Here is a 25,210-nt window from a genome sequence, read left to right as displayed (position 1 = left end):
CCTTACTTGCCTATCACCACCGCAATTAGTGCTGCCTGATCGGCAGGTCAGTACTCAATTATCTTGAGGTAAGGCAGGGTTCGAACCGCCCGCGAGGCGCCCTGTTGGCTCGTACCCAGCTCCGAACTGCAATGCGGCATCAAGAAATCTGTTTGCTACATTCTTTGATCTGCTTGCGCACATTTGTTGAGCTTCGGCCTCAAATTTAGCTTTCAAGAACCACTTGGATTTGCTGACTTTACGCCTTCCTTTCATGACAGTTCTCTCGTGGATGCGGTGAGTTACGGATGTTCCTTCGATCGCACTCATTGTGGCTTGCTACCAATCGTGAAGTGTTTAGTCATCGCACCGAAGATCGACTCGCGTAGATTTTCGTGACCCTCGAGGAACACCTCTTACCCCTACTTCATAAAGGTTGAGTTACGTGACAGCTTGAAACCCGAACATTACTCAGAATCTTCCGCTTCGTCAGGTAGATTCACTGCATTGACCAACCGAGTTATGACGATGGATAGCCACGTTTGATGGGCGACAAGTTCCGAGTCGACGTTGCCACCCGCATTGGACGTTTCATAGAGTGATCTCCAGTCTAGAATATCCGCTGGGTCGACCTGGGCGTTGTCCCGGAACACTGCTTTTGAAGCAAGTCGATATGCGTATGTATCCAAAGAAACCTCCCCCCTCCCCCTGAGCTTGACCCGAGCAAAATCAAACACATTCTCGGCGACCCATCGTGGTGAGCCGTTGAGTTTTGGAGGAATCGCTAATAGGACGCCAACGATGGCCTTATCTGAATCAGGTCGATCGATTTCGTTGAAGAGATCAACCAATTTTTGGCCTGAAAGGCATTTTTCCATCTCGACGCCCTGCTCCGGCTGGGCAACGTTCGCCACCGCGACAATCAGCATGGTTGAAGGGCTGTCCTCGTTACCCGTCGTAGATATCTGACGGGCGCTAATCTGTAGTGCGGGCATAAATCCCTCCCAAAATGAACACTATAGATTGTAGCTCTATAGAGTTCAAAAAGGCTTCATCGTTCCTTTTGTGGGTGAAACAAAATGGAACTGAGGGAAGCGTTCGCTATTGCGTTACGTAACACACGTCTTCGTCGGGGTTTGACCCAAGAAGATTTTGGAATCGTCAGCAGTAGGACATATCTCAGCACCCTTGAACGTGGCCTTAAAAATGTCACGCTGGAGAAGGCGTCGGAGCTTGCAGGTAGAATGGGGGTACACCCGCTTACCCTCCTTCTTGAGAGTTTTTTGCTGCTTGAGCCTGATACGGATTTAGACTCGTTGCTTGAACGGATCCGACAAGAGTCCACTTCGGGCTAGTCTTGCGACTTGTGCACGCGCTCCGACTCTTCGCAAAAGTACGGCCTTGGTACGCTGCTAGAGAATTTCTCAGGCATACCTGGGTCGAGCCGCAATTCCGCCCCGACCTCATGCACCGTATCTCTGACTACGCCATTGCTCCGGAAAGCATCGAAACGTCAGGCTGATTCGTGGGCCTACGGATTTCTTTGTCTTCATAACTGAATGTAGCCAGTGACGCTGGGTCTCGCCGCGCATCACGATAACCTGACCGTGCTCCAGCGTAAGCTCACGGAGTTCACCCGTCGCTTTATGCTTGAGCGCAAACTTTCGTGCGGCCCCCAGGCTGAGAGACGCGATAACGTCATTTGACGCTATGGCTTCAACGTCAGCGTGCCATCCTATCCCTTGGGACCCGTCATGGTAGAGGTTGAGCAAACAAGAATTGTAACGCTGGCCGGTCAGCTCCTCTATTTTACGTTTCAACTGCAGCAAATTGGCTCCTTGCCACTGAAGAGCTTGGCGTTCAACTCCTGAATGAATGTATCGGAACGGACTATCGGCGTACCAAGCAACCTCACGAGCAGTCTTGATCAAGCGACCATTCAAAAGTGCCGAGTCAGGCTGCCAGGCAGTATCTCCCCTCAGCTCGGTGAAATGGCTGTCACCCTCCTCGGCAGACATCACACGACCGTAATCATTAAGCACACCATGCTTTGGTAGCAGATTCAGAAGATGAGCCTGCTCGCTGAACAGGTCAGTATTAGGTGAGATCCACATATGTTATTTCCGATAAACGAGAGCAGTGCCATGTTATCTGTTGCCTGTTACTTGCGAATAACTAATCATTTTTTGGCTCCGTGGCAGCATCCCCGTCAACACTTGATCTTTGTCGAACAAATGATGTTTTAGCGCAATCAGCAGATGTCCTCCTACCAATGCCCCACAGGCCCAAGCTGTCCAGGTATGAACATACTTCGCGATATCGTAGAGATCGGGATTGGGGTCAGCTAGAGGAGGCAACACAAACAGCCCGGCTACGAGAATCGGCTTGTCAGCCACAGAGCTCCAATACCAACCCGAAATCGGGAGCATCAATAACGCAATGCCGTACAACATAAGGTGACCAACTACCGCTCCACGCTTCATTATCGAACTCATGCTTTCCGGCAATGCGGGAGGTTTATGTGTAAGACGCCAAGCAATCCGCGCGATAACTAGAAAAAGCAGAGTGCTCGCGGTAGCCTTATGCAAAAACGTCAACTCATGATGAGGGTTTAGTTGGTCACGCCAATGTGTCGCAATGATTCCTACTACCCAACCCGCGACCCATATCAGGGCCATTCCCCAGTGAAGCCACTTGGCGGTTCCTGTGTAGCTTTCCTTAACCTGCGGCATCATGTTCTTCCTTCCAGTTTAATGTTGACTAAAAGCTCTCTTGAGAGAGCTTAATAAGTGATCACTATCAACGAATCGTTAGCGCTTGCTGTCCAATCTCCATAAGTTGGCAGGAACTGCTGTTAGCGTTTGAGTCTGCTCGGCAAGCCCTAAATCACTTCCACTTATCTGCCTCAGCTAAATAGTTCGCAGCTTGCTGATCTCATTCGCAGTGACCTAACCGAAGTATTGTGGCAAGCCGCACACGTGTGCCTGGAGTCAGCGGATAAGTATCGATACATTGATGAGATAAACCTGTTTCGGATCGAATCAGACCGCAATAGCCCATGACAGATTAAACTGTACTGGCATTGGGCATCATGAGGTGAGCCGCAATGGGCTAAGAAGCTACTCAATGATATAGATGACAAAGTCTTGGATAAACAGGCTCAAAGTCTCAATTGAGCAGAAAAAAACTCTACGCAAAATTCAATTCTTGGGGGCTGAACGAGCACGAGGGCTACTATCCTTGGCCGCAGCACAAGACGCGGCGGTGCCGGATCGATGGCAGCGGTTACACACCCACTCAGGCTTTCACGCTAACTGCCCAGGCTGAGTGAAACCGCCCCTAAATTGGAATGGCGGCAACATCGCATGCGTCCACCAGCGACGGAATGCGTCGGCGACAATACTCCAGGTAGGTGCGGACGACGGCAGAAGGATGTCGATGCGCAGGGTACAAAAGGTTCAATGCATATTCTGGCAGTGGGTAGTCCGGCAGCAGCGGCACAAGTAAGCCTTGCTCAATCGCGTCCTTGACGATGAAGGGTGGGAGTTCGGTTATAACCTCACCTGCCAGTACACTGTGCAGAAGATGCATGCTGTCATTTGTCGACAACACTGCGTTCGGAGCCACTGCCACATTCGGGAAACGCCAAGTGATGCTGGTGTTTGTGCCAAGGCTCCAGGTTGCACAGGGGAGTCTGCTCAGATCATGCGGGTGTTCGGGCCTTCCATGGCGGGCCAGAAATTTAGGGCTGGCGACCAGCACGTGTCGGTATTTGAGCAGGTGCCTTACGATCAAAGCTTCATGTTCCACCTCGCCCACACGAAGTACCACGTCTATGCCGTCCTCGACAGGGTGAACTCGACGCTCCGTCGAAAGCAGTTGTACGCGGATATCGGGATGATCTTTTTGAAAGTCCGAGATCAGCGACCACCAGGGCGAGAATGACGGAGGTACGGAAAGGCGCAGTTTGCCTTTGATATGGGCCTGATCGCTTACCACGGCGTCATGCCCCTCGTGCAGGATCTCCAAGCCTCGACTGGCATGCTCGAACAGTCGGGCGCCGGCTTCAGTCAGCTTCACACCCCTGGCAGAGCGCTCCAGCAACTCGACCTTAAGCGCCTGCTCCAGCGCGCGAATCCTGCGACTGGCAGTGGGCAGTGGAACCCCCAGGCGCTCAGCGCCCGTTGTCATACTTCCAGCCTGGACGACCGCTACGAATATTTGCACCGCGTTAAGATCCACACGCCTGCCCTCTCATTTATGAAAGGCATGGTCTCACTTGCGGGGATTCTCTTCCAATCATGTAACACATAAAGTGGCACTTCAATTCTACCGCGTAGGGATCCACCAGCCCGGCCGCGTCCTCCACTTTTTCAGGATTCAAACTTTATGCAGCTCTACGTTTACGATCACTGCCCCTTCTGCGTTAAAGCACGCGCTATTTTCGGCCTGAAAGGCATCGCCTTCGATCTCGTCATCTTGTTGAACGACGATGAGGCGACCCCAACCCGCATGATTGGCAAAAAGATGGCCCCCATCCTGGAGGACACCGGCAACTACCTGGCCGAAAGCATGGATATCGTCGCGCATATCGATGGAATAGATGGCCTCCCGCTCCTGACCGGCCCCCGCAACGAGGTGCTGGCGCAGTGGAACAACGACGTATCTGGCCCGCTGTTTTCCCTCGCGCTTCCACGCTGGTCAGCAGCAGACTTCAAGGAGTTCTCCACACCTGAGGCACGTGCGTATTTCACTCGCAACAAGGAACGCATGATCGGCAGTTTCCAGGAGCGTATGGCAGCCAGCCCCGTCTACATAGCCGAGATAAACCGTCATTTGCTGGCCCTCGAACCCCTGATCAGGGCACCCGATGCGGTGAACGGCGAACTGTCGGAAGATGACATCCACCTGTTCGCAACGTTGCGTAGCATGTCGATCGTGCGTGGCATCGAATACCCGCCCGCCGTCGAAGCTTATCGCATGCGCATGGCGGAGCGTGTTGGCATCGACCTGCACGATCAAATAGCGAATTTAGTTGTTCTTGCATAAAGAGGTCATTACCGGCAAATCCCCTCAACGCTTGGACACAAGGAATAAGGAAATATGACACCTATGCGGCGGACACCTCGAGGCCGTTTGAATGCTACTCCTGCGGTGGCCCGTATGAGTTCATCTTTATCCGCACGGGCGATGGCTGGAAGATCACTCGGCACAAGCTGAGCCGAAGTTGGGCGATGGGCTACGATCCTTCCGGAATGTTGACAGAGAAGAAGTAGGACCTACCGATTGGGTCCGCCGGGGACGCGAAAGCCCGTTACCATTGCCGACCCGGAAGCGATGAATCACGTACATCAAAATCAGCGCCGTGCGCGACGGCGTCAGCATCCTCAATCGCGCCAAGTGTTTCATCACCCATGCGCTTTCAGTCATGCCCGTTCACCTACTTACGGTTTCGTTCGCTAATCGCACGACATCTCGTGCCGAGATACCCTCCCTCACCCGTTGTTTGGCAGGCTATGCACACTCTGCAGAAACTGTGATTCATGCGGTTTGCCGTCGGATCATTCTGTTCAGCCAACATAAAAACGGGAGTACGTCTTGATCAACAAAACATTTGAATCCGTCGCTGCTGCACTAGACGGCATTGCCGATGGTTCGGTCATAATGGTGGGTGGCTTCGGCACTGCCGGGATGCCGTCGGAGTTGGTAGATGGCGTCATAGCGTCGGGCGCTCGCGATCTGACCATCATCAGCAACAATGCAGGCAATGGTGAAATCGGTCTGGCCGCATTGCTCAAGGCCGGGCGCGTTGCCAAGGTCATCTGTTCGTTTCCACGCCAATCCGATTCTTATGTATTCGACGAACTCTTTCTGGCAGGAAAGGTGCAGCTTGAGGTCGTGCCACAAGGCAATCTGGCCGAGCGTATTCGCGCGGCAGGCTCTGGAATCGGTGCGTTTTATTCGCCCACCGGATATGGCACGTTGCTGGCCGAAGGCAAGGAAACCCGGGTGATCGACGGTCGTAACTATGTGCTGGAAATGCCGTTGCATGCTGATGTCGCACTGATCAAGGCCGAAAAGGGCGATCGCTGGGGCAATCTCACCTATCGCAAAGCCGCGCGTAATTTTGGACCGATCATGGCGATGGCAGCGAAAACGACAATCGCCCAGGTCAAGCGGGTCGTCGAGTTAGGAGAGCTGGACCCCGAGCACATTGTCACTCCGGGGATCTTCGTTCAGCGCGTGGTCGCAGTGCCGCTCGCCCCTATCTCGAATGCCAACGTCAACTGAGGCCCGCCATGACTGTTATGAAAAAACTCTCGCGTAGTGAAATGGCCCAACGTGTAGCCGACGATATTCTCGAAGGCTCTTACGTGAACCTGGGCATTGGTGTACCCACGCTGGTGGCCAACTACCTGGGTGACAAGGAAGTGTTCCTGCACAGTGAAAACGGTGTGCTGGGCATGGGACCGAGTCCTGCGCCGGGTGAGGAAGACGATGATCTGATCAACGCGGGCAAACAGCATGTGACGCTGCTGGCCGGTGGTGCCTATTTTCACCACGCCGACTCGTTCTCGATGATGCGCGGTGGGCACATCGATATCGCCGTGCTTGGCGCCTTCCAGGTTTCGGTCAACGGCGACCTTGCCAACTGGCACACCGGTGCCGAAGGTTCCATACCGGCAGTGGGTGGCGCGATGGACCTCGCGACAGGCGCACGTCAGGTATTCGTCATGATGGATCACCTGACCAAGACTGGCGAAAGCAAATTGGTGCCGCAATGTACCTACCCGCTGACCGGCATTGGCTGCGTGACTCGGATTTATACCGACCTGGCTATTCTGGATGTCACTGCAAAAGGCTTGAAGGTCCAGGAGATCGTCGCTGATATCAGCTTTGAGGACTTGCAAACGCTCAGTGGCGTGCCGTTGATCCGATAACGGATTGGATATTCCTGGTCACGCAGCTATACGCCGGACGGCTTTAAGCGTGTCCGGCAACGGGTATTAATGGCTCCAGGGCTCAAGCAAGAGAGCGGCCAGCGACTGAAATTATAGTTGAATATTTCAACTATATAGCTATACTTCAGCCATACGACTGGAGCCTGCCATGTATTCCGACTTTCTGAATTTCAAGCTCGATATGACCAGTGCTCTGCTGATGGAGCGCGCGAATGAGGTGTACCTTCAGCATTGGGATCTGGATGTCCGAGGATTGCGGGTTTTGCGTTTGATTCAGGCTTGCCCTGACATCACTCCGAAAGAAGTTTCATCACGCGCCTTTCTGGAAAAGACACTGCTCTCCAAGACTTTGGCACTGCTGGAGTCCCGCGATCTCATATCGCGCTCCCCTCACCCTGTCGACCGCCGCAGCGTTGGTTTGCGTACCACCGCTGCGGGCTCGCAGATCGCTGACGACTCCTCGGTCGTTGGCTCCGAACTTGAAGATCAACTCGTTTGCGCGCTCTCGCCCAAGGAGCGCGTGGCACTGGACGGGCTGCTTTCAAAACTGATGGAAAGTCTGCTTCCGCCTTCCTGACACCGTCTCTCTCCCACTTTTTGCGCCCTCTTTTAACTTGGAGTACCCCATGTCGCCCCTCGAAAAGTTGATTCCCGATCTTGATGGCTTGTTGCCTGAACTGGAGGAAGTCTACAAGGACTTGCACCTTCATCCTGAACTGTCGATGTATGAATATCGCACCGCGAAAATCGCCGCCGACTACCTCGTGCGCTATGGATACGAGGTGACACGCGAAATCGGTGTCACCGGCGTTGTCGGCGTACTGCGCAACGGCGAAGGCCCGGTGGTGATGCTGCGCGCCGACATGGACGCGTTGCCCATGGCCGAAGCAACAGGCCTGCCCTATGCCAGCGACGTGGTCACCCGTGACGAAGATGGAATGGAGGTTTCTGTCTGCCACTCGTGTGGGCATGACATGCATGTCACCTGGTTGATGGGGGTTGCTCGGGTATTGTCCGAAAACCGCAGCACCTGGCGGGGTACTCTCCTGGCTGTTTTCCAGCCGGGTGAAGAAGTGGGTGTGGGCGCGCAAAACATGATCGACGACGGCATGCTCGATCGCTTCCCCAAGCCGGACATCATTCTTGGTCAGCATGTAATGGTGGGGCCAGCGGGTACTGTGGGACACCGTAGCGGCACTATCCTTTCGGCCGGTGACAGCCTGAAAATCAAGATGTTCGGCCGTGGCGCCCATGGCTCACAGCCACAAACTTCGGTAGATCCGGTAGTCATGGCGGCATCGACGGTGCTGCGCCTGCAGACCATTGTATCGAGGGAAATCTCCCCTCTGGACCAGGCAGTCCTGACGGTTGGCTCGTTACAGGCGGGCACCAAGGAAAACATCATCCCGGACAATGCGACGTTAAAGCTCAATATGCGCACCTACGACGAGGGTGTGCGCGAGCACATGCTGGGTGCCATCAAACGGATCTGCTGCGCCGAATGCTCTGCATCCAATGCTCCACGCGACCCCGAGATCACAACAATCAACCGCTACCCGTTGACGGTCAATGATGAGCGCGCCTCTAGCCGTTTGGCTGAGGCCTTTGGAGCCTGGTTTGGCGACAGAGCCTATGAAACGGCACCGGCCGCGGCGAGTGAGGATTTCAGTGTGTTCGGCCGCGCATGGAAGGTGCCCTACGTATTCTGGTTTGTAGGTTGTACAGACCCGCAAGTGTACGAACAGGCCAAGGCCAAAGGAAAAATAAACAATATCCCAAGCAATCACTCGCCTCAGTTCGCACCTTTACTGCACCCTACTTTGCGTACGGGTCTCGAAACGATGCTTTGCGCAGCATTCGCCTGGTTCGGGCACGCTGAGTAGCACAGTAATGGACACTCACCTGATATACACCGTCCTGGATCTGCTCGGCACGTTTGCATTTGGTGTAAGCGGCGCAGTTGCCGCGCGTCAGCAACGATTGGATCTGTTCGGCATCGCTACCATCACGTTCATCGTCGCGTGCGGTGGCGGGATTCTTCGGGATCTGTGTCTTGGCACACTGCCGCCGGCCGCGCTGTCGAGCTGGCGCTATCTGGTGGTGTCGCTGATCGCTGCAGCGTGGGTGGTGTGTGCTTACCCGATGGTGTGTCGAATGAAATCCCCCGTACAACTATTCGACTCCATTGGCCTTGGACTGTTTGCAATGGCAGGCGCGAAAAAGGCACTGGCCGTCCAGGCCGGTGCCGAGGTCGCGATTTTACTGGGGATGGTCAGCGCTGTCGGGGGCGGCGTACTCAGGGATATTCTGCTGTCACGCGTGCCGAGCATCCTGCAACGGGAAATCTACGCGTCGGCCGCGTTGGCATGCGCAGGTGTTGAGGTTTTGCTTAGCTACAGCGGTGCTAATACGGTGGTGACCTCGTGGCTGACCGCAGCAGGATGTACCGTGTTGCGGATGGCGTCACTTCACTACGGTTGGCGGCTGCCTTCCATTGACGATGATTCTGACAATTAGCCAGACAGTGAACTTTAGGCCCGGTGCAAACCGGGCCCGATTATTACTCGGATGCTTGTAGCCTTACTTGAGCAGCGAGCCAACCGCCTGCACTAACGCGCAACGCATGGTGCAAATAAAAAAAGGCCCGCGCGTGGGCGGGCCAAAAAATTTCACCAAAGGAGTGATGAGTTGGAGATTTACCTGCACTAGGGGCGAGAGCCGCACCCTCTGCATTCATCCCAACCAGCTTACCTGTGTTTCGGATTACTACATCATTGATTTCATTGAAATTGGAATCGTAAATAGGACTTATCTACGAGGTCCTTCCAATAGTATTTATCGTCCCACTGCAACGGGCTCCTGCTAGTTACGGGCTGGACTTCTCGGAGTTCGGCGTGCCGGGGCTGACGTACAAGACGGCTTACGTGCGCGGCAGCAACATCGATGCAGGGGGGAGCAAGACGGTACGGAGCGTGAGTTCTTCAACCAGGTCAAATACGTGGTGCAGGACGGCTCATTCAAGGATCTGTCATTCAAATTGAGAAACTCAATCTACCGGGCAGACCGCGATGTCGGCCCTAACCTGAATGAAGTCCGGGCCTTCATCGAATACCCTCTAGACATACTCTAAGCAATCGCGCGGTGTGACTGGACGATTCGTGGAGAGTGGCGCGGCGGCGTGGATTCAATTGCCGCCTTGAATGAGCCAGTATCGCCTTCATCATTTTTAAACGGTTGAACTCCTTTCCCGTAGAAAATTTTTAACCAAATCCCCAACTGGCGCTGAAGTTGGGGCAGCTAGAAGTGCAGCCATTTGCATTACATCGGTGCCGACATTGCTCAGTAAGGTTCGCCACCGCTCATTCAGCGAGTTCAGAGCAAGTTCATATATTTCAAGACCCTCGTCAGACAACTCCAAAAAAACCATTCGCCTGTCCGGTCGGTCACGCCGACGTTGCACAAAGCCAAGTTTTGCAAGTTTCTCGACGCTCAGGGATACTTTGGAAGTCATGATATTTAGATGCCGGGCGCACTGGTCCGTACTAGCTGCAGTGCCCTGCACCAAGCTATCAAGGATGCGAAAGTCCAGAACTGACAGGTTGTGGCTGGCTATGGAACTCTCTATCCAATCCCCCATCGCTTTATTTACGTTCTCAAGTACATTAAATGCGTCAATTAAATGCGTAACCACTCATACCTCCAAACAGCTGTTGCGCGGGTGATGTTTTAATGAGCAGAAACAGGAAAAGCAGCGCGCGACCAAAATAATTATTACTGTAACATCAACCTCCGCAATAGATCATAACCAAACACCATACTTACTATTCACGGATTGAATACTTGAAATGAGCTTCTCTTATTGACTGAAGATGTTTTTAAATCTATAAATACTCACAGTTTCTATAGGCAATTTTTACTATCGCAAAACCATTCAGAACAGCATATGACCTCCAAGCCCGACCAGCCCAAACCTGCCAAAGCGCGGAGCCGATCCTCTATCGGCGCTGTGCGCAGTCCTCAGAGTACAGAAGCCATTCTTGAGGCCGCTGCGGCGATCCTTGAGGAGCGCGGCTATCACGCATTTACGATGGATGCGCTGGTGGAGCGTGCCGGTTCGAGCAAGCCTACGATCTATCGCTGGTGGAAGAATAAGAGTGCTTTGCTCAGGGATGTGTATGAACGCACCGCACTGACGTTTGTGACGCAGCCGAACACAGGGGATATGGAGAAGGACCTGAGCGTTCACTTGCGCTCCCTCTGGAACTGGTGGCGTACTTCGAGCGCGGGCGAGACATTGCGCAGCTTGATTGCCGAGATCCAGCACGAGCCCAGAGCGCTTGAGGAGTTCAGGAAAGAGTTCTTGCCACGTCGCGAGCGCACGTTACGAAAGATTTTTGCCCGGGCGGTGGAATCAGGGGATATCCACGAAGGTCCCGCCGTTGATAGCGCCGTCTCGATGCTGACCGGTATGTCCTGGCTTCACCTGGTCACGGCAAACCTGGAAAACCTGGATTACATCGACAGTGCGGTTGCCATTGTCGTGAAAGGCTTGAGGTCTGGATAAACCGACAATACCGCTTCGGCGGTTTTTTAATACGCCTAACGACACTAACAGTGTTTATTACCGTTCTTGGTGACCCCCCTGCCCTTACTCATTTTCACCGCAGGATTCAGAGAAATCGTAAATGAAAACTCCATTAATTCAGAGGGCAAAGGACAAGCCGCCCTTCGCGAAACCTGGCAGGAACGCATCGTTAGCGATAGTGCTTGTGATGCTCGCTGGATGCACGTTCAGCGATCTGAAACCGCATTCACGCCTGCTGCAGCCTTCCGAGGTCAACGAAACGCTTGCCAATAGCGGCATCAAATTCTCTGAGGCTTCGTGGCCGACCGACAACTGGTGGAGCAGCTTCAAAGATCCCCAACTTAACGAGTTGATCAGTGAAGCGCTGGCCAACAGTTCTACCCTTCGTTCTGCCGCTGCGCGTGTCCACCAGGCCAGCGCACTGGAAGCGATACAGGGTGCTCAGCTGTTCCCTGACGTCGGCGCCTCCATGAGTGTTACCCGCGAGCGGTTCAGCTCCAACGGTACGACCCCTGCGCCTGCCAAGGGCACATGGCAGAACGTCCACCAAGCGACCATGAATGTCGGATATGAGTTGGATTTTTGGGGGAAGAACCGCTCTTCAGTCGAGGCGGCTGTGGGTAGGCGGCGGGCATTGGAAGTTGATGAGCGCGCAGCCGCCCTCATTCTTTCCTCCTCCATCGTACAAACCTATATCGCCTTGCAAAATGTCTATGACCAAATCGACGTTGCGCAGGCCCTGCTCAACCAGCAAGAGCAGATTGAGGAACTTACCAAAAAGCGTTTCGTCGCCGAACTCGGTACGGAAATTGACATCAAGCAGTCGCAGGCAGCATTGCCTGCCAGTAGAGCCAATATCGCCGCGCTAAAAGAGTCCATCGAACTCAATCAAAATAAACTCGCCTCATTGCTAGGCAAAGGACCTGACCGTGGCCGCACAATCACCCGACCTCACTTGGGAGCAAGCGACATGGTCGTGATGCCGTCGAATATCCCGGCTGAGCTGATCGGTCATCGCCCGGATGTTGTGGCTCAACGCTGGCGTGTGGAAGCCTCTGGTCATGAGATTGATGTTGCCAAGGCACGCTTCTACCCGGACGTGAACCTGACTGCTTTCATCGGATTGCAGAGCTTGGCTTTCGACACATTCAACGACCACAGCAGTCGCATTTTGGGAGTCGCGCCGGCAATCAGTTTGCCCATTTTCGAAGGAGGCCGTTTGCGCGGCAACTTGGATGCTCAGGACGCGGCCTACGATCTCGCTGTTGAAAACTACAACCAGACGGTCATTGATGCGCTGCGTGACATCGCCGATCAATTGTCCTCGCTGCGCTGGTTGAAGGAACGCCTTGCTCAACAAAACGAAGCTGTGGTGACCGCCTTGGCCGCAGCGGACCTCGTTGATAAGCGCTATGCCGCGGGCCTGGCGACCTATCTGCAAGTCCTGGCAACGCAGAACGCAACGCTCGTTGAAAAACGCCAATTGGTCGACCTGCAATCCAGAGCGCTTTCCTTGCAAGCGAACTTGAGCCGGGCTTTGGGTGGTGGGTACCGCCCTGAAATGCCTTTACCTGCCGATGCAAACTCTACCGTAGCTGATAAATCATGACGTCCAATACTTCCCCCGTTACTGAACCTGCAACTCGAAAAGCCCCTGTATGGCCTCGACTTCTTTTGATTCTCGTCATCGCGCTGTTAGTGATAGCGCTCGGAGGCTGGTACGTCCTGAAGCAGGGAACAGAAACCACCGACGATGCCTATGTCGACGGCAACATCGTCCAGGTGACGTCTCAGGTCAGCGGTACGGTGACGGTCATCAATGTCGACAATACGGATCACGTCGACTCTAACTCACCGCTTGTCACACTGAATGCCGTGGACGCCGAGATCCAATATGAGCGCACGAAATCCAACCTGGCCCGAGCTGTTCGCCAGGCACGCACTCAGTATTATCAAGTGCAGCAGTTGCAGGCGGAGGTCAACCAACGACAAAACGACGTGCGCAAGGCACAGGACGATGTTCGCCGCCGCAATCAGCTTGCCTCCAGTGGTGCCGTTTCCCGTGAGGAGATCAGCCATGCCGAAGAGGTTCTCAAGAATGCTGTAGCGGGCCTGGAAGGTACTCGGCATGCCTTGGCAGTTCGCCTGGCCATGGTGGACAACACGACGCTTCGAACCCACCCTGACGTTCTCGTTGCAGCAAGCAATCTGCGTGATGCGTACATCTCACTGCACCGTACGCAGGTCTACTCTCCCACCTCAGGCATCGTGACCAAACGCAGCGTGCAAGTTGGGCAGCGGATCAGTCCGGGCGTGGCACTCATGTCGGTTGTTCCCATGGACCAGGTGTGGGTGAACGCCAACTTCAAGGAATCTCAACTCGAACATTTACGTATTGGACAATCCGTCCAACTCAGTGCCGATGCTTACAGCCGCCATGTGGATTTCCACGGAACGGTTGTCGGGCTGGACGCGGGCACCGGAAGCGCTTTCTCTCTGATGCCGGCACAAAATGCTACAGGCAACTGGATCAAAGTCACCCAGCGCGTACCTGTGCGCATTGCACTGAAACCTGTAGAGGTTGCACAAAACCCGCTTCGCCTCGGGTTGTCCATGCGAGTTTCGGTTGACACCTCTGACACCAGCGGCCCTGTTCTTAACACTCGAACACCGCCGCAACCTGCCTACAGCACCGACATTTTTAACAATGAGCTTAAAGATGCCAACGACATTGTCGAGCAAGTGATCAGTGCTAACGCAGATCGTCCTGGCTCCAAAGATATGAATCTGTAACGGGGCCTGACCATGTACAGAAAGAATGCCGCCTTATTGCTGACAGTGGGACTGTTATGCGCGCTGGAGTATTTGCAGGCAGGCATGATTGCATTTGCCTCGGCGCCTATCCGCGGAGAAATCGACGCCAGTCCCGAAGAGTTCACGCTTGTCGCCGCGCTGTATGCGTGCATCGCCGTTGTGGTCATTTCCAAGCAGCGCTGGCTGGTCGAACGTCTGGGTTGGCGCAACTTCATGCTGGGTTCAATCAGCATTTACGTAGTGGGCGCGTTCGTGTGTGGCGTGGGGACTGATCTGAATACCTTCACGGTCGGTCGGGTCATCATGGCATTGGGCGGAGCATCGTTCATGACGTCCGCGCGCTTGATGGTCAATCTGCTCCCACCTGGCCCTGGACGTTTTACCGGCGTCAAAGTGTTTGCTACCGGTCTGGCGGGCGGTACGGCTTCGGCGCCATTTCTCTCGTCACTTGTAGTGGTGGAAGACACCTGGCACGCCATTTTCGCGATATTGGCCGCAGGCGCGGTGATAGCCGCTTTTCTGTGCACGCGTTTTCTGCCCAACACCCTCGCTCCGGAGGACGAAAGAACGCCCTCCAGCCCGGCCAATATCCTCTTGTTATCGGTCAGCAGTTTTTTCCTTCTTTATGTTCTGCAACGCTCCTACTACGAATTTTACAACGAGTCATTCATTCTCATCGCATTTGCGCTACTCGCTGCGCTGGGCATCTATATCTTTTTTCAGACCGAACACGGCAAACATGAGCCTTTCCTTAAGGTAAAAGACCTGATGCAACCCCGCTACATGCTAGGGGTAGCCCTCTTCTGCTTCACCTACATAGTGTTGGGCGGCAACAACTACATTTTGCCGTACTTTCTGCAAAGCGGGCTCGGCTACTCATGGGACACAATTGGTACCTTTCAGGCTTTCGGCCTGGCGGGAGCGCTGATCACCTGGGGCATCATGTCCGTTGTCATTCCTAAATTCCCCGCTCCGAAAAAGTTCTTCGTGGCCGGATTCGCAGCGTTGCTCGGCTTCGGCTGGTTGTCCTCATCCCTCACGCCTGGCGCGAATATGTGGTCAAACATCTTGCCTGCACTGGTGCTTAACGGCTGTTTCGTGATGTTGGTACTTGCCACGGCGGCCATGCAGACATTTCGCGATGTGACACACCACGACACGCTGTTCGCCCACGCTTATCAAATCAAAAGTATGCTGGCTCAGATCGCCATGGCACTTGGTACAACGGTCGCGACCTTGTTCCTGCAATGGCGCACCACCGTGCAATATAACAACATCAACGGTCACTTCAGCTCAGGCGATCCGCTCTATCTGGAACAGACTCATACATTGACTCAGGCACTGACACCCGCTGTAGGTGCGGGTCCAGCCAGTCAGATTTCGGTAGCGACACTTGCCCAATCGCTGCACCAACAATCAACCCTGGTCGCGAGCATGGAGTATTTCTGGGCAGTCATCATTGTCGCCGGTGTTGCGCTGGTCATTTCCGTGACGCAGAAGACCTTCAAGTGAGGCCTGCTCCGCTTGCCAGTCTGAATCACTGCAAATGCGCACATAGCTTGACCAGCTCATCGACCACATACCTGACCTTCGGTCGCAGGTGAGACACCTTTGGCCACACGGCATGTACGTCGACAGCTTCGGGTTCATACACTTGCAGAACCTCCACCAGCCTGCCCGCTTGAATATCGTCTTGGAAAAGGCTGCGTGGCATCTGGCACAAACCGGTGCCGGCGACCGCCGCGAGAATCATCGCTTCCCCGTCGCCAATCTGATGGGTCGAAGGTGGTGCGTAACGTACGGTCTGCCCCGCCTGCATGACTCGCCACGACAATGGCTGGCCGCGTCGATGCCCGACGATACAACGGTGATGGCTCAAGTCTTCCAGGGTGTGGGGAACACCGAAGCGCGTCAAATAGTCGGGGGCGGCACAAATGGCCCAGCGTTGTCGGGTCAGCCGCCGCGCCACTAGACCGCTGGTGTCTTGCAGTTCTCCAAAGCGAACCAGCAAATCGATGCCCTCCTCGAAGGGATCAACAAGGTGGTCAGAGAACGTCAGGTTCAGTTGCAAAGCCGGGTACTTGTTGGCGATCTCAAACAGCAACGGGGCCACGACCCGACGCCCGAACGCGACCGGAATGTCGACGCGTAGGCGTCCGGAGGGCTCACCACCACCGGGCCCCAACCCGCTCTCTGCAGCACCAATTTCTTCAAGGGCGCCAGAGCACGCCACAAAATAAGCATCACCATCCGCAGTCAGGGAAATTCGGCGCGTCGTGCGGTGAAACAACTGGGTGCCCAGGCGTTCTTCCAGGCGAGCAATGGCTTTTCCCACGGCGGATTTGGACACTCCGAGACGCTCGGCAGCCTGGGTGAAGCTGGTCGAGCGCGCCGCGACGACGAATGTGATGACGCCTTGAAACGAATCGATAGGTACCATGCCAGCTCGCTGATTGTAGAGTTTTAATCTACCCAGATTATAGTTTTAGATTATTTATCGCCAGAATATTCAACAGTAAGATGAGTTCCGGCAATGCAACGGTGCCGATCGTGATCCTACGTCGCGCACCTTTCTCCCGATCATCAATTATTAGAAGGACAACATCATGCCTGTAGTACGTGTGAGCTGGTTTGAAGGTAAGGAACACGCGCAAAAAGCCGCTGTTGCCGCAGACATCACCGAAAGCATCGTTAAACACACCGGTACCGATGCCAATTACATCTACGTGATTTTCGAAGATGTAGCCGCATCGGATTGGGCCGGCGCCGGCAAGCTTTTCGGGGAAGCACCCGAAAAGTCCTGACGCCCCCGACTTGCACCGCATGCATCGGCTAGACCAGCGATGCTGCCGTGCAGGTATTTGTTATAAATCTGCTGGAGAAAACAACCATGCATCCGCATATTTCCTGCCTGTTCTCTCTCGCGGTCAAACCCGCGGAATTCGCTGAGTTCAAGGCACTTATCGCCACCATCGTTGCTGCCACCCGTGCTGAGCCGGGCACACTGGTTTACGAATACAGCGTCAATGAAGACAACAGCACCGTTCATATCCTTGAGCGTTATAACGTCGATGCTGTGGTGAGCCACGTAGACACCACGTTCGCGCCTTTCGGCCAGCGATTCCTGGAGCTGTGCTCCATCAAAAGCCTGTTGGTCTACGGCACACCCGACGCTGAAATCCGCAAGCGCCTGGACCCCTTCGGCGCCGTCTACATGACCCCATTTGATGGCTTCAGCCGCTGAATTCAATCAAGGCGCAGGCTCAGGAGCGACAACCGTTCCCTGCGCATCGATATCCCACACAGAGACCGCCATGTTCGTAATCGCCGAAGTTATTAAGTCCCGCATTTCCGCCAACAGCTACGACACTGAACGTTCATTAACGGACGCGCAGATTGCCGAACTGATTGACCTGGCTACCCACGCCCCTTCCGCCTTCAACCTGCAAAACTGGAAGTTTCTAGCCCTGCGCAGCACCGAAGCTAAAGCGCGCTTGTTGCCATTGGCATTCGGCCAGCAAAAGGTCATGGACGCCTCCGTGACATTTATTGTCTGCGGTACCCTGAACCCGCATGCGACCCTCCCTGCTGCATTGAAGCCGACACTTGATGCCGGGATCATTGACCAATCGATCTACGATATGTGGGTGGGGGCGGCTCAAGGCATGTACCAGGAGAATCCTCAGCTGCAGCGCGACGAAGCAATCCGCTCTGGCTCGCTCGCCGCGATGACCCTGATGTTGGCCGCCAAGGGCCAGGGTTTAGTATCGACCCCGATGATCGGGTTCGATCAGGCTGCAGTCGCCAAAGAGTTCGGCCTGTCGGATGAAGATGTGCCCGTGATGTTAATCACCGTTGGCTACCCTGGCTTGGCCAACTGGCCACAGAAACCGCGTAAAGCCGTGAACGACATTTTGCAGTTTGTTTAAGCTGCGGGCCCGTATGTCAGGTTAATCCGGGCATGCGGGTAGATTTCTAACTTTTTGGCAACAATACTGCCGCAGATTTGCTCCTAGAACTCCCCGCCATCGACCGCAATACCCTTCCCTCTTCCCCCTCTACGCACGCTCAAGCTTTTGGCGAGGTTGCCCGTCGTTGCGCAGGGCGCTGTTCGTCCAATCGGCGCCCGAATCTGTATCAGCAGTGAGCTGGGTAATTTTCCCAGTGCTAAGTGAACGCACGTCCAAACTAAACCGCATCGGTTCGCTTTGAAAGGTAATTGAGGTGGTGCTTGTTGGGCGCACCCGAAGGGATTTTATCCAAGACACATTCCCGAATGTACACGCCGGAAGATGCACCCGACACTCACCCCAAGGTTGCGGTGCTGCGGGAGCTGATGCAATAGCCGGAAGGCACGTGTGGTGCTCTCCGCCACGGTTCGATGAGCGCATTGTTCAAGGCTCGGATGGACTGGGTGCCGCAGGCAATCGGTGCTGTGCGGCCGACCCAGGGTAAAAACTTGCGGTCATCCAGCTCTGCCGAAGTAGAGAGTCTGCTAAGGATTTATTCAAGCGTATCAGCGTTGACGGGCACTCGGGACGCTCGGCCGACCCAAAAATTCACCGCTATGCAGGCCAACAAAACTATCGCTGAGACAATCATTGCAGTCGATAACCCTCGAGAAAAAGCAGCAGGTTCGGTGCTGGTGATCATGGCCCCGAACACTGCCACACCGATCACGCCGCCCAACTGTCTGGCGGACGCCATCAGTCCCGACGCCATGCCGGCGTCATGCGAAGAAACCGACGACAGCATCGAGTTCGTAATCGAAGGCACAGACGATGCACTGCCAATACCCACTACCATCAGGGCAATATTCAGGTACCAAAGCGATGTCTCAGGGGTGACGCGCGCCAACGCCACAAAGCCGACTGCCTGAATCAGGAAACCTATAGTAATGATGCGCTGTGCGCTGACGCGCCTGGCGATCCGAGACGAGATCATCGTGGAAATAGTCAGCACTGCCGTGAGCGGTATGAACGCCAGCCCAGTTCTGAACGCGTCGTAATGCAGGAACGACTGGAAGTAGATGCTGAATATGAACACGGTGCCGTAGAAAGTGAAATTGATGGTGGCACCGGCCAATGCAGTGGTTGCCAGAGTTCTGTTTCGGGCCAGTCGAGTTGGCAGCATAGGGGCCTTTACGCGTTGCTCAATCAAGACGAATGCAAATGCGCAAAGTACGGCGATTGCCAGGGTCGATAGCGTTACAATTCCCCAGCCTTGGGAACTTGATTCAGTCAGAGCGTAAGTCAGTGATGCCAGGCAAATACCGATACTGACTTGCCCCGGAAAATCCACTTTCTTATCGACCCTTGGAGAAGGTGGTGCATACCGAAAGATTAATCCGATGGCAATTAGGCCGATTGGGACGTTGAGTAAAAAAACACTGCGCCAGCCGAGCGACTCGATCAGCAGACCTCCTATGACCGGCCCCGCAGCCAAGGCGATACCTCCACAAGCACCCCACGCTGCCACGGCTGATCGCCTTTTGGCAGGATCCTCGAATGCCAGCCGTATCAATGTCAGGGAGGTAGGCACCAAGAAGGCAGCTCCCACGCCTTGGACGATACGCATCCCTATTAGCATGCTCATGCTGTTGGATAGGCCGCAACCTATGGAGGCAATGGTGAATATTACAAACCCTGAGGCGAACACTTCTCTGGCACCGAATTTGTCACCCCACGCGCCTCCCATGATCAGCAACGCCGAGAATGCAAGTGCATAACTGTTGATGACCCATTGCAGACCGGTCAGGTCCGTATCGAATGCGGCTTTTAACGCACCTAGACCGACGTTGACGACACTGACGTCGAGTTGGACGACAAGAAAACCAAGACAAGCTGCGATATGGATAGCTGACAGGGATATAGTTTTGGGTGCGGTGGCGGACATGATGTGGGGTCACGGTGTTATTTCAGTAGCTAAACGGTAGCGCTTGACAAGCAATGCGTAAATACTAATATTCGCACACATTCAATGCAAAAACGCATGGCATATGGACTGGGAAGATCTGCGATTTTTTTTGGCGATTGCAACTGCAGGCAGCCTGTCGGGCGCTGCACGTAATCTTAATGTTAATCAAGCCACAGTCAGCCGGCGGCTCGCCGCATTGGAAGCTCAACTCAATGTACGCTTGGTAGATCGACTCCCGCGTGAATCGCGCCTGACTGAAATAGGTCAGCTGATAATGCAGGACGTTTTGGATATTGAAGCAAAGGCCTTCGCCGTTGAGCGCAAGTGCTTGTCTTCTAGGTCGACCGTGCGGGCGAAGGTGTCTATCACTGCCCCACCTATCCTGGCCAGGCATTTCCTGACACCCAATCTGGCTGAGCTGGCCAGAATGCTTCCGCGGGTGCAGCTTTCTATTCTCAGCGAGCCCCACTTCGCATCCCTCTCACGGCTTGAGGCAGATCTGGCATTGCGTCTTTCGCCGCCTATCGACGAAACCGACATCACCCGAAAGGTGGGTCTGATGCACTTTGCGCTCTACGCGAAGGCTGGCTACGCGAATGCGCTGAATGAGGAAAAATGGGAATTCGTTGGTTATACCGATCGGCAAGGTGACTTTGCCCACAAGCGCTGGCTATACGAATTAATCGGTCCGAGGCGGGTTGCCTGCGAGGTCACAGATTTAAGCCACCAATATGAAGCAGCCTGCACCGGGATCGGCGTTGCAGGATTGCCGTGCTTTATTGGGGACAGTGACGATCGTTTGGTAAGGCTAGACAGCCATCGTGCAATGCTCGACCTCGACATTTGGGTCGCCATGCACCCCGACCGCCGTAATGACAAGGTGGTACGCAAGACCACAGAGCTGATTTTGCAGTTACTGGAGTCCCTTGGCTTGGGCTTGCCCTCGAAAGGTTGAGCCTCGGCGGTCCCGGCTGAGGCTCGATCAGAGGGTGGTATATCGTGGTGGTGAAACCATAGGTGTCACGCCAGCTTTGAACGCCTGTCAGACGATATCGTCTACCACGCCACCGTCGACTCTCAACGAAGCGCCAGTGGTAGCCGATGCCTGCATCGAGCAGACATAAACAATCATGTTAGCCACTTCCTCCACGCTGGCCGCACGCTGAATGATCGAGCTTGGGCGATGCTGCATGACAAACTCGGCGACCACCGACTCAAGGGATTTGCCGGTGCGTTCGACTTCGCCCTTCATCATGTCCGCGACGCCATCAGACAGCGTAGGCCCAGGCAGCACGCTATTAACGGTCACACCACTGCCCGCAACCCTTTTAGCCAAACCACGGGCCAGTGCCAATTGGGCTGTCTTGGAAACGCCGTAGTGAATCATATCCGCCGGAATGTTTCGTGCAGACTCAGACGCAACGAACACTACCCGCCCCCATCCGCGATCAACCATGGCAGGTAGCAGCGCACGGCTCAAACGAACGCCCGACATCACGTTGGTATGCCAGTAGTTGTCCCACACGTCATCACCGGCTTCGAAGAAATCCTGCGGCTCATAAATGCCGGCATTGTTCACCAAAATGTCGATATCACTGATACCGGCCAACAAGGTTGCCACGCCTGGCGCGGTGCTCAGGTCTGCAGCCACACCACTGACACTGGCACCGGGCACTTCAGCCAGCAGACGGGTAACCGCTGCGTTCACAGAGCCTTCACTGCGGCCATTGACGACGACGGCGGCGCCTGCCTCGGCAAGCCCCTTGGCCACCGCAAAACCAATGCCACCGGTCGAGGCGGTAACCAGTGCGCGTTTCGTCTTCAGTTGGATATTCATCATTTCTCCTTCAAGAATGTACGGGCCGGTATGCCCGCCATCAGTTCCTACCGTTACGTAGAAAACAAAGCGGCCATTGTATGGCTTAGCCGCTCTTGGAAAAATGTCGATTCAGGTTGGTCATCTACAACAGCCTGTTTCAAAAGAGCTCAGTCTCAACGAAATCAGCACCGAATGTCCGCGTGGCGAAGTCGAGAAAACTGCGCAATTTCGGCGTGAGCCGGCGGTCGGGCGCGTAGAGCACGTGCAGGGGGCGACTGGGTGGCGGGTAATCTGGCAGCAGCGTGACGAGCTCGCCGGCGAGCAGTGATTTGCGTACCAGTTCCACCGGTTGAAGCAGTATCCCCAACCCGGCCAGCGCGGCGCACAGCAGCGGTTCGCCGTGATCGGCCATGAATCGACTGCCTACTGGAACAACGACTTTTCCTTCAGGCCCATCGAATGTCCAGTGCGTGCGCAGCTCGGTGTGGGAAAACCCCAGGCACTCATGATTCTGCAGGTCCCACGGAGTTTCAATCGCAGGCTTGCCTTCGAGGTAAGACGGCGCAGCGCACAACACTAGTCTGTAGGGCGCCAGTGCCCTGGCGACCAAGCCACTGTCGGCCAGCACACCGACTCTGAAAACTACATCAAAGCCCTCATCGATAAGATCAACAGCACTATTGGCCAAGCTCAGCTCGACGCTCACCTGCGGGTTGGCCTCCATAAACGCCGGCAGGCATGGCGCAAGGGACTGCATGCCGAAGCTGACGGGCGCATTGATGCGTAGCCGTCCGCTTGGGGCAGCCTGGGTATGGGCTGCCAGGTTTTCGGCGGTTTCAACTTCGGCCAGGATGAATTTGGAACGCTCGTAAAACTCGCGCCCGAAGTCGGTGAGGCTTTGTCTGCGCGTGGTGCGATTGAGTAAGCGCACGCCGAGGTGCTGCTCCAGGTGATGCACATGCTTGCCGATCAATTGCGCCGACATCTGCAACGCATCACCAGCGGCACTGAAAGACCCCATTTCCACGGCTTTGACAAATGCCGCCATACTGCTCAGACGATCCATTACCAATGATCCGTTTCGAATGTTCAGGCATTTTGAGTATTTATCCTCTAACTGTCCAAGGGCTATCTTGGCTTGGAAGCGAGTTGACGTAATGGGGGGCGGCCAACTGACAGCCGGCGCCGGAAATCGTCGATTGAACGTTATTTAAAACGACACAGGATTGGACCGTGAAATACCCCCTGATCAATCAATCACTCCCGGCTATGCTCGGCGAAGACTTTTACTTTCCCCACGAAATAATCGGCCAGGCATTCCGCGCCTCGGATTTTCCCGACCTTAAAGTCAGCAGCTTCACCACCAGTGACCGTGTAAATCTGGCTTACTGGGAAGCGGGTGCAGGGCAGCCATTGATTTTTATCCCGGGCTGGTCGGCCAACGGTGCGATGTATTTCCACCTCATGCACATCCTCAGCAATCACTATCACGTCTACGTGTTGGATGTTCGCAACCAAGGATTCTCCGAGAAAACGGCGTCTGGAAATCGCATTTCCCGTTATGCCATGGACGTAAAAGAGTTTGCCAAACATCTGGGCGTGCCCGACGCGCATTACTGCGGGTGGTCGATGGGTGCCTCGGTCATGTGGGCCTACATTGATCTGTTCGGTACACAAGGTATTCGCACTTTGAGCATCATCGACCAGGCACCTTCGATATATTGTCACGCTGATTGGACGGAACAACAGCGACTGGATGCCGGCGCGTTCACCACCTCGCCGGAACGCATGATCGATTCCTACGTGAATATGACACCGACCAACCAATTGATTTCAGGAAGTCGGGTTGTCGAGCGCGCGGTGGTGCTTGACTCCCCCTACTTCCACAATGCAATCAGCCTGGTCCAGGCGGCTATAAAGGATGACATGGCGTTTACCGGGTTGGTGCTTTTCGATCACGTCACCAACGACTGGCGAGATGTCATCCAAACCAAGATCGACGTGCCCACCGCGATTTTTACCGGGGAATACAGTGACTGGCTGGACAGTCAAAAGTGGATGAATTCAGTGATCAGTGACTCGGTACTGTATGTGTACGACAAGGCCGAACAGGGCGACCACTTTCTGGCATTCAAGAATCCGCAGAAATTCGCCGCTGACCTGCACAGCTTTTTGCAGCGCTCCTGATGCGTGCCGCTTAAACCCTTCAGCGCTCCCACTCGGGATGGGCGAAACGGTCAGTCAGAAAGCTGATCAGCGCTCGCACCTTGCTCGCCAGGTGTTTGCGCGTGGGATAAACCACGTAAATGCCCAACTCGATGGAGCGGTATTCAGGCAGGATTTCCACCAGGGCTCCGCTGCGTAAATCCTCACTCACCATAAAGCTTGGCTGCAGGGCAACACCGCCACCCGCAATGGCGATACTGCGGCACGTATCGCCATTGTTGCAGCGAACGCTCGAGCGTGTGCGCACGCTGACGCGACCGTCGGGCCCGTCGAACGGCCATTCATTGCCCGTCGCAAAGTTGGTATAGGCAATGACCCCATGTTCAGCCAGGTCCGCCAAGGTGCGTAGCGGTGGATGACTTGCCAGATAATCAGGGGATGCACACAGGCACATACGCGTGCCAGCCAGCCGCCGCCCCACCAGGGATGAATTCTCCATGCGCGCAATGCGTATCGCCGCGTCAAAGCCCTCATCCACCAGGTCCACCAAACGGTCATTCAGGCTGATATCCAACTCGACGTTCGGGTGGGCACTCATGAACGCCCCCCACAGCGGCGCGAGGTGCAGAACGCCGAAACTGACTGGCGCATTCACCCGTAAAATCCCGCTAGGTTCAGGCACTGCGGACGATACCGCTTCCTCTGCCTGATCCATCAGGGCAAGCACCTCTCGTGCCTGATGGTAGAACTGCCGCCCCTCCTCGGTCAGCGAAAGCTTGCGTGTGGTGCGATGCAGCAGCCGTGCGCCCAATCGTTCCTCGAGGGCACTCACATACCGCGAGATAGCGGCCTTAGACATTTCGAGCGGTTCGGCCGCACCTACAAAAGTCCCTTTATCGACCACTGTGCAGAACACCTGCATTTCCAACGCTCTGTCCATGACTGTCTCACCTACTGGAACTATGCATC

The 25,210-nt window shown here is 54.9% G+C and carries 26 protein-coding genes and 2 pseudogenes; 18 read left to right on the top strand and 10 right to left on the bottom strand.

All coding sequences use genetic code 11. From position 1 onward, the window contains the following. Positions 1-446: 446 nt before the first annotated feature. Positions 447-974 carry a hypothetical protein gene (locus tag ACYZT7_RS16880; protein ID WP_462037480.1) on the bottom strand — a complete coding sequence of 176 codons (528 nt, stop codon included), beginning with the start codon at positions 972-974 and terminating at the stop codon, positions 447-449. Positions 975-1,058: 84 nt separating this feature from the next. On the opposite strand from ACYZT7_RS16880, the gene ACYZT7_RS16875 reads away from it, so the two are divergent. Beyond that, positions 1,059-1,334, top strand: a complete 276-nt coding sequence (locus ACYZT7_RS16875) for a helix-turn-helix domain-containing protein (protein ID WP_462037479.1) — start codon at positions 1,059-1,061, stop codon at positions 1,332-1,334. A 108-nt stretch (positions 1,335-1,442) separates the two neighbouring features. On the opposite strand, the gene ACYZT7_RS16870 is transcribed toward ACYZT7_RS16875, so the two are convergent. The 3 genes from ACYZT7_RS16870 to ACYZT7_RS16860 all read right to left on the bottom strand — a co-directional run bounded on the left by ACYZT7_RS16870 (position 1,443) and on the right by ACYZT7_RS16860 (position 4,221). After that, positions 1,443-2,093, bottom strand: a complete 651-nt coding sequence (locus ACYZT7_RS16870; RefSeq protein ID WP_462037478.1) for an alpha-ketoglutarate-dependent dioxygenase AlkB family protein — start codon at positions 2,091-2,093, stop codon at positions 1,443-1,445. 33 nt (positions 2,094-2,126) lie between these two features. Then, a complete protein-coding gene (locus tag ACYZT7_RS16865) occupies positions 2,127-2,714 on the bottom strand; it encodes a cytochrome b (RefSeq protein ID WP_462037477.1) in 588 nt (195 codons plus the stop codon). A gap of 604 nt (positions 2,715-3,318) precedes the next feature. Continuing rightward, entirely contained in the window at positions 3,319-4,221 is a 903-nt protein-coding gene (locus ACYZT7_RS16860; RefSeq protein WP_462037476.1) for a LysR family transcriptional regulator, read from the bottom strand. Between the two features lie 147 nt (positions 4,222-4,368). On the opposite strand from ACYZT7_RS16860, the gene grxB reads away from it, so the two are divergent. The 7 genes and pseudogenes from grxB (at position 4,369) to ACYZT7_RS16825 (ending at position 10,071) form a co-directional block, all read left to right on the top strand. Next, positions 4,369-5,028: a glutaredoxin 2 gene (gene grxB, locus ACYZT7_RS16855; RefSeq protein WP_462037475.1), complete on the top strand. Its 660-nt coding sequence runs from the start codon at positions 4,369-4,371 to the stop codon at positions 5,026-5,028. A 549-nt stretch (positions 5,029-5,577) separates the two neighbouring features. Next, the gene (locus ACYZT7_RS16850; RefSeq protein WP_462037474.1) at positions 5,578-6,270 is read left to right on the top strand and encodes a 3-oxoacid CoA-transferase subunit A; all 693 of its coding nucleotides are present in this window, start codon (positions 5,578-5,580) and stop codon (positions 6,268-6,270) included. Between the two features lie 8 nt (positions 6,271-6,278). Then, on the top strand, positions 6,279-6,920 hold the full coding sequence (locus ACYZT7_RS16845) for a 3-oxoacid CoA-transferase subunit B (RefSeq protein ID WP_462037473.1): 642 nt from the start codon (positions 6,279-6,281) through the stop codon (positions 6,918-6,920). 169 nt (positions 6,921-7,089) lie between these two features. Beyond that, positions 7,090-7,518, top strand: coding sequence for a MarR family winged helix-turn-helix transcriptional regulator (locus ACYZT7_RS16840; RefSeq protein WP_462037472.1), 429 nt, complete (start codon positions 7,090-7,092; stop codon positions 7,516-7,518). Between the two features lie 49 nt (positions 7,519-7,567). Beyond that, a complete protein-coding gene (locus ACYZT7_RS16835; RefSeq protein ID WP_462037471.1) occupies positions 7,568-8,824 on the top strand; it encodes a M20 family metallopeptidase in 1,257 nt (418 codons plus the stop codon). Positions 8,825-8,831: 7 nt separating this feature from the next. After that, positions 8,832-9,458, top strand: a complete 627-nt coding sequence (locus ACYZT7_RS16830; protein ID WP_462037470.1) for a trimeric intracellular cation channel family protein — start codon at positions 8,832-8,834, stop codon at positions 9,456-9,458. Between the two features lie 284 nt (positions 9,459-9,742). Continuing rightward, positions 9,743-10,071, top strand: a pseudogene (locus ACYZT7_RS16825) (OprD family outer membrane porin). 96 nt (positions 10,072-10,167) lie between these two features. Here the strand turns inward: ACYZT7_RS16825 and ACYZT7_RS16820 are convergent. Beyond that, the gene (locus ACYZT7_RS16820) at positions 10,168-10,632 is read right to left on the bottom strand and encodes a transcriptional regulator, SarA/Rot family (RefSeq protein ID WP_462037469.1); all 465 of its coding nucleotides are present in this window, start codon (positions 10,630-10,632) and stop codon (positions 10,168-10,170) included. 252 nt (positions 10,633-10,884) lie between these two features. Here ACYZT7_RS16820 and ACYZT7_RS16815 point away from each other — a divergent pair, with 252 nt between their 5' ends. The 4 genes from ACYZT7_RS16815 (at position 10,885) to ACYZT7_RS16800 (ending at position 15,852) form a co-directional block, all read left to right on the top strand. Next, positions 10,885-11,505, top strand: coding sequence for a TetR/AcrR family transcriptional regulator (locus ACYZT7_RS16815; RefSeq protein WP_462041811.1), 621 nt, complete (start codon positions 10,885-10,887; stop codon positions 11,503-11,505). 121 nt (positions 11,506-11,626) lie between these two features. After that, the gene (locus ACYZT7_RS16810) at positions 11,627-13,135 is read left to right on the top strand and encodes an efflux transporter outer membrane subunit (protein ID WP_462037468.1); all 1,509 of its coding nucleotides are present in this window, start codon (positions 11,627-11,629) and stop codon (positions 13,133-13,135) included. Then, a complete protein-coding gene (locus ACYZT7_RS16805; protein ID WP_462037467.1) occupies positions 13,132-14,319 on the top strand; it encodes an efflux RND transporter periplasmic adaptor subunit in 1,188 nt (395 codons plus the stop codon). The genes ACYZT7_RS16810 and ACYZT7_RS16805 overlap by 4 nt, the downstream gene beginning before the upstream one ends. Before the next feature lie 12 nt (positions 14,320-14,331). After that, positions 14,332-15,852: an MFS transporter gene (locus tag ACYZT7_RS16800; RefSeq protein ID WP_462037466.1), complete on the top strand. Its 1,521-nt coding sequence runs from the start codon at positions 14,332-14,334 to the stop codon at positions 15,850-15,852. A 25-nt stretch (positions 15,853-15,877) separates the two neighbouring features. Here ACYZT7_RS16800 and ACYZT7_RS16795 read toward each other — a convergent pair whose 3' ends face one another. Beyond that, the gene (locus tag ACYZT7_RS16795) at positions 15,878-16,780 is read right to left on the bottom strand and encodes a LysR family transcriptional regulator (RefSeq protein WP_462037465.1); all 903 of its coding nucleotides are present in this window, start codon (positions 16,778-16,780) and stop codon (positions 15,878-15,880) included. A 166-nt stretch (positions 16,781-16,946) separates the two neighbouring features. On the opposite strand from ACYZT7_RS16795, the gene ACYZT7_RS16790 reads away from it, so the two are divergent. The 4 genes and pseudogenes from ACYZT7_RS16790 to ACYZT7_RS16775 form a co-directional block, all read left to right on the top strand. After that, positions 16,947-17,144: a tautomerase family protein gene (locus ACYZT7_RS16790; RefSeq protein WP_003445639.1), complete on the top strand. Its 198-nt coding sequence runs from the start codon at positions 16,947-16,949 to the stop codon at positions 17,142-17,144. An 86-nt stretch (positions 17,145-17,230) separates the two neighbouring features. Continuing rightward, a complete protein-coding gene (locus ACYZT7_RS16785; protein ID WP_462037464.1) occupies positions 17,231-17,584 on the top strand; it encodes a putative quinol monooxygenase in 354 nt (117 codons plus the stop codon). Between the two features lie 70 nt (positions 17,585-17,654). Next, the gene (locus ACYZT7_RS16780) at positions 17,655-18,269 is read left to right on the top strand and encodes a nitroreductase family protein (protein ID WP_462037463.1); all 615 of its coding nucleotides are present in this window, start codon (positions 17,655-17,657) and stop codon (positions 18,267-18,269) included. Positions 18,270-18,625: 356 nt separating this feature from the next. Beyond that, a pseudogene (locus ACYZT7_RS16775) lies at positions 18,626-18,834 on the top strand (arsenical resistance protein ArsH); the annotation flags it as partial. A 9-nt stretch (positions 18,835-18,843) separates the two neighbouring features. Here the strand turns inward: ACYZT7_RS16775 and ACYZT7_RS16770 are convergent. After that, complete coding sequence (locus ACYZT7_RS16770) at positions 18,844-20,235, bottom strand: MFS transporter (RefSeq protein WP_462037462.1); 1,392 nt, start codon at positions 20,233-20,235, stop codon at positions 18,844-18,846. 103 nt (positions 20,236-20,338) lie between these two features. Between ACYZT7_RS16770 and ACYZT7_RS16765 the strand changes: the two genes are divergently transcribed. Then, a complete protein-coding gene (locus ACYZT7_RS16765) occupies positions 20,339-21,211 on the top strand; it encodes a LysR family transcriptional regulator (RefSeq protein ID WP_462037461.1) in 873 nt (290 codons plus the stop codon). A gap of 87 nt (positions 21,212-21,298) precedes the next feature. Here ACYZT7_RS16765 and ACYZT7_RS16760 read toward each other — a convergent pair whose 3' ends face one another. Next, the gene (locus ACYZT7_RS16760) at positions 21,299-22,093 is read right to left on the bottom strand and encodes an SDR family NAD(P)-dependent oxidoreductase (RefSeq protein WP_462037460.1); all 795 of its coding nucleotides are present in this window, start codon (positions 22,091-22,093) and stop codon (positions 21,299-21,301) included. 139 nt (positions 22,094-22,232) lie between these two features. Continuing rightward, positions 22,233-23,141: a LysR substrate-binding domain-containing protein gene (locus ACYZT7_RS16755; protein WP_462037459.1), complete on the bottom strand. Its 909-nt coding sequence runs from the start codon at positions 23,139-23,141 to the stop codon at positions 22,233-22,235. A gap of 167 nt (positions 23,142-23,308) precedes the next feature. On the opposite strand from ACYZT7_RS16755, the gene ACYZT7_RS16750 reads away from it, so the two are divergent. Then, the gene (locus tag ACYZT7_RS16750) at positions 23,309-24,262 is read left to right on the top strand and encodes an alpha/beta fold hydrolase (protein ID WP_462037458.1); all 954 of its coding nucleotides are present in this window, start codon (positions 23,309-23,311) and stop codon (positions 24,260-24,262) included. A 19-nt stretch (positions 24,263-24,281) separates the two neighbouring features. Here ACYZT7_RS16750 and ACYZT7_RS16745 read toward each other — a convergent pair whose 3' ends face one another. Then, on the bottom strand, positions 24,282-25,181 hold the full coding sequence (locus tag ACYZT7_RS16745; RefSeq protein ID WP_462037457.1) for a LysR family transcriptional regulator: 900 nt from the start codon (positions 25,179-25,181) through the stop codon (positions 24,282-24,284). Positions 25,182-25,210 lie beyond the last annotated feature (29 nt).

The organism is Pseudomonas sp. RT4P38 (assembly GCF_054897765.1).
This window is presented reverse-complemented; position numbering and strand designations above follow the sequence as displayed.

Bases quoted from the DNA above. Each gene is read 5' to 3' on its own strand.
- ACYZT7_RS16810 (WP_462037468.1), top strand. From the start codon at position 11,627: ATGAAAACTCCATTAATTCAGAGGGCAAAGGACAAGCCGCCCTTCGCG.
- ACYZT7_RS16790 (WP_003445639.1), top strand. From the start codon at position 16,947: ATGCCTGTAGTACGTGTGAGCTGGTTTGAAGGTAAGGAACACGCGCAA.
- ACYZT7_RS16780 (WP_462037463.1), top strand. From the start codon at position 17,655: ATGTTCGTAATCGCCGAAGTTATTAAGTCCCGCATTTCCGCCAACAGC.
- grxB (WP_462037475.1), top strand. From the start codon at position 4,369: ATGCAGCTCTACGTTTACGATCACTGCCCCTTCTGCGTTAAAGCACGC.
- ACYZT7_RS16875 (WP_462037479.1), top strand. From the start codon at position 1,059: ATGGAACTGAGGGAAGCGTTCGCTATTGCGTTACGTAACACACGTCTT.
- ACYZT7_RS16800 (WP_462037466.1), top strand. From the start codon at position 14,332: ATGTACAGAAAGAATGCCGCCTTATTGCTGACAGTGGGACTGTTATGC.
- ACYZT7_RS16830 (WP_462037470.1), top strand. From the start codon at position 8,832: ATGGACACTCACCTGATATACACCGTCCTGGATCTGCTCGGCACGTTT.
- ACYZT7_RS16870 (WP_462037478.1), bottom strand. From the start codon at position 2,093: ATGTGGATCTCACCTAATACTGACCTGTTCAGCGAGCAGGCTCATCTT.
- ACYZT7_RS16865 (WP_462037477.1), bottom strand. From the start codon at position 2,714: ATGATGCCGCAGGTTAAGGAAAGCTACACAGGAACCGCCAAGTGGCTT.
- ACYZT7_RS16805 (WP_462037467.1), top strand. From the start codon at position 13,132: ATGACGTCCAATACTTCCCCCGTTACTGAACCTGCAACTCGAAAAGCC.
- ACYZT7_RS16835 (WP_462037471.1), top strand. From the start codon at position 7,568: ATGTCGCCCCTCGAAAAGTTGATTCCCGATCTTGATGGCTTGTTGCCT.
- ACYZT7_RS16795 (WP_462037465.1), bottom strand. From the start codon at position 16,780: ATGGTACCTATCGATTCGTTTCAAGGCGTCATCACATTCGTCGTCGCG.
- ACYZT7_RS16760 (WP_462037460.1), bottom strand. From the start codon at position 22,093: ATGAATATCCAACTGAAGACGAAACGCGCACTGGTTACCGCCTCGACC.
- ACYZT7_RS16765 (WP_462037461.1), top strand. From the start codon at position 20,339: ATGGACTGGGAAGATCTGCGATTTTTTTTGGCGATTGCAACTGCAGGC.
- ACYZT7_RS16845 (WP_462037473.1), top strand. From the start codon at position 6,279: ATGACTGTTATGAAAAAACTCTCGCGTAGTGAAATGGCCCAACGTGTA.
- ACYZT7_RS16880 (WP_462037480.1), bottom strand. From the start codon at position 974: ATGCCCGCACTACAGATTAGCGCCCGTCAGATATCTACGACGGGTAAC.
- ACYZT7_RS16755 (WP_462037459.1), bottom strand. From the start codon at position 23,141: ATGGATCGTCTGAGCAGTATGGCGGCATTTGTCAAAGCCGTGGAAATG.
- ACYZT7_RS16770 (WP_462037462.1), bottom strand. From the start codon at position 20,235: ATGTCCGCCACCGCACCCAAAACTATATCCCTGTCAGCTATCCATATC.
- ACYZT7_RS16785 (WP_462037464.1), top strand. From the start codon at position 17,231: ATGCATCCGCATATTTCCTGCCTGTTCTCTCTCGCGGTCAAACCCGCG.
- ACYZT7_RS16815 (WP_462041811.1), top strand. From the start codon at position 10,885: ATGACCTCCAAGCCCGACCAGCCCAAACCTGCCAAAGCGCGGAGCCGA.
- ACYZT7_RS16840 (WP_462037472.1), top strand. From the start codon at position 7,090: ATGTATTCCGACTTTCTGAATTTCAAGCTCGATATGACCAGTGCTCTG.
- ACYZT7_RS16745 (WP_462037457.1), bottom strand. From the start codon at position 25,181: ATGGACAGAGCGTTGGAAATGCAGGTGTTCTGCACAGTGGTCGATAAA.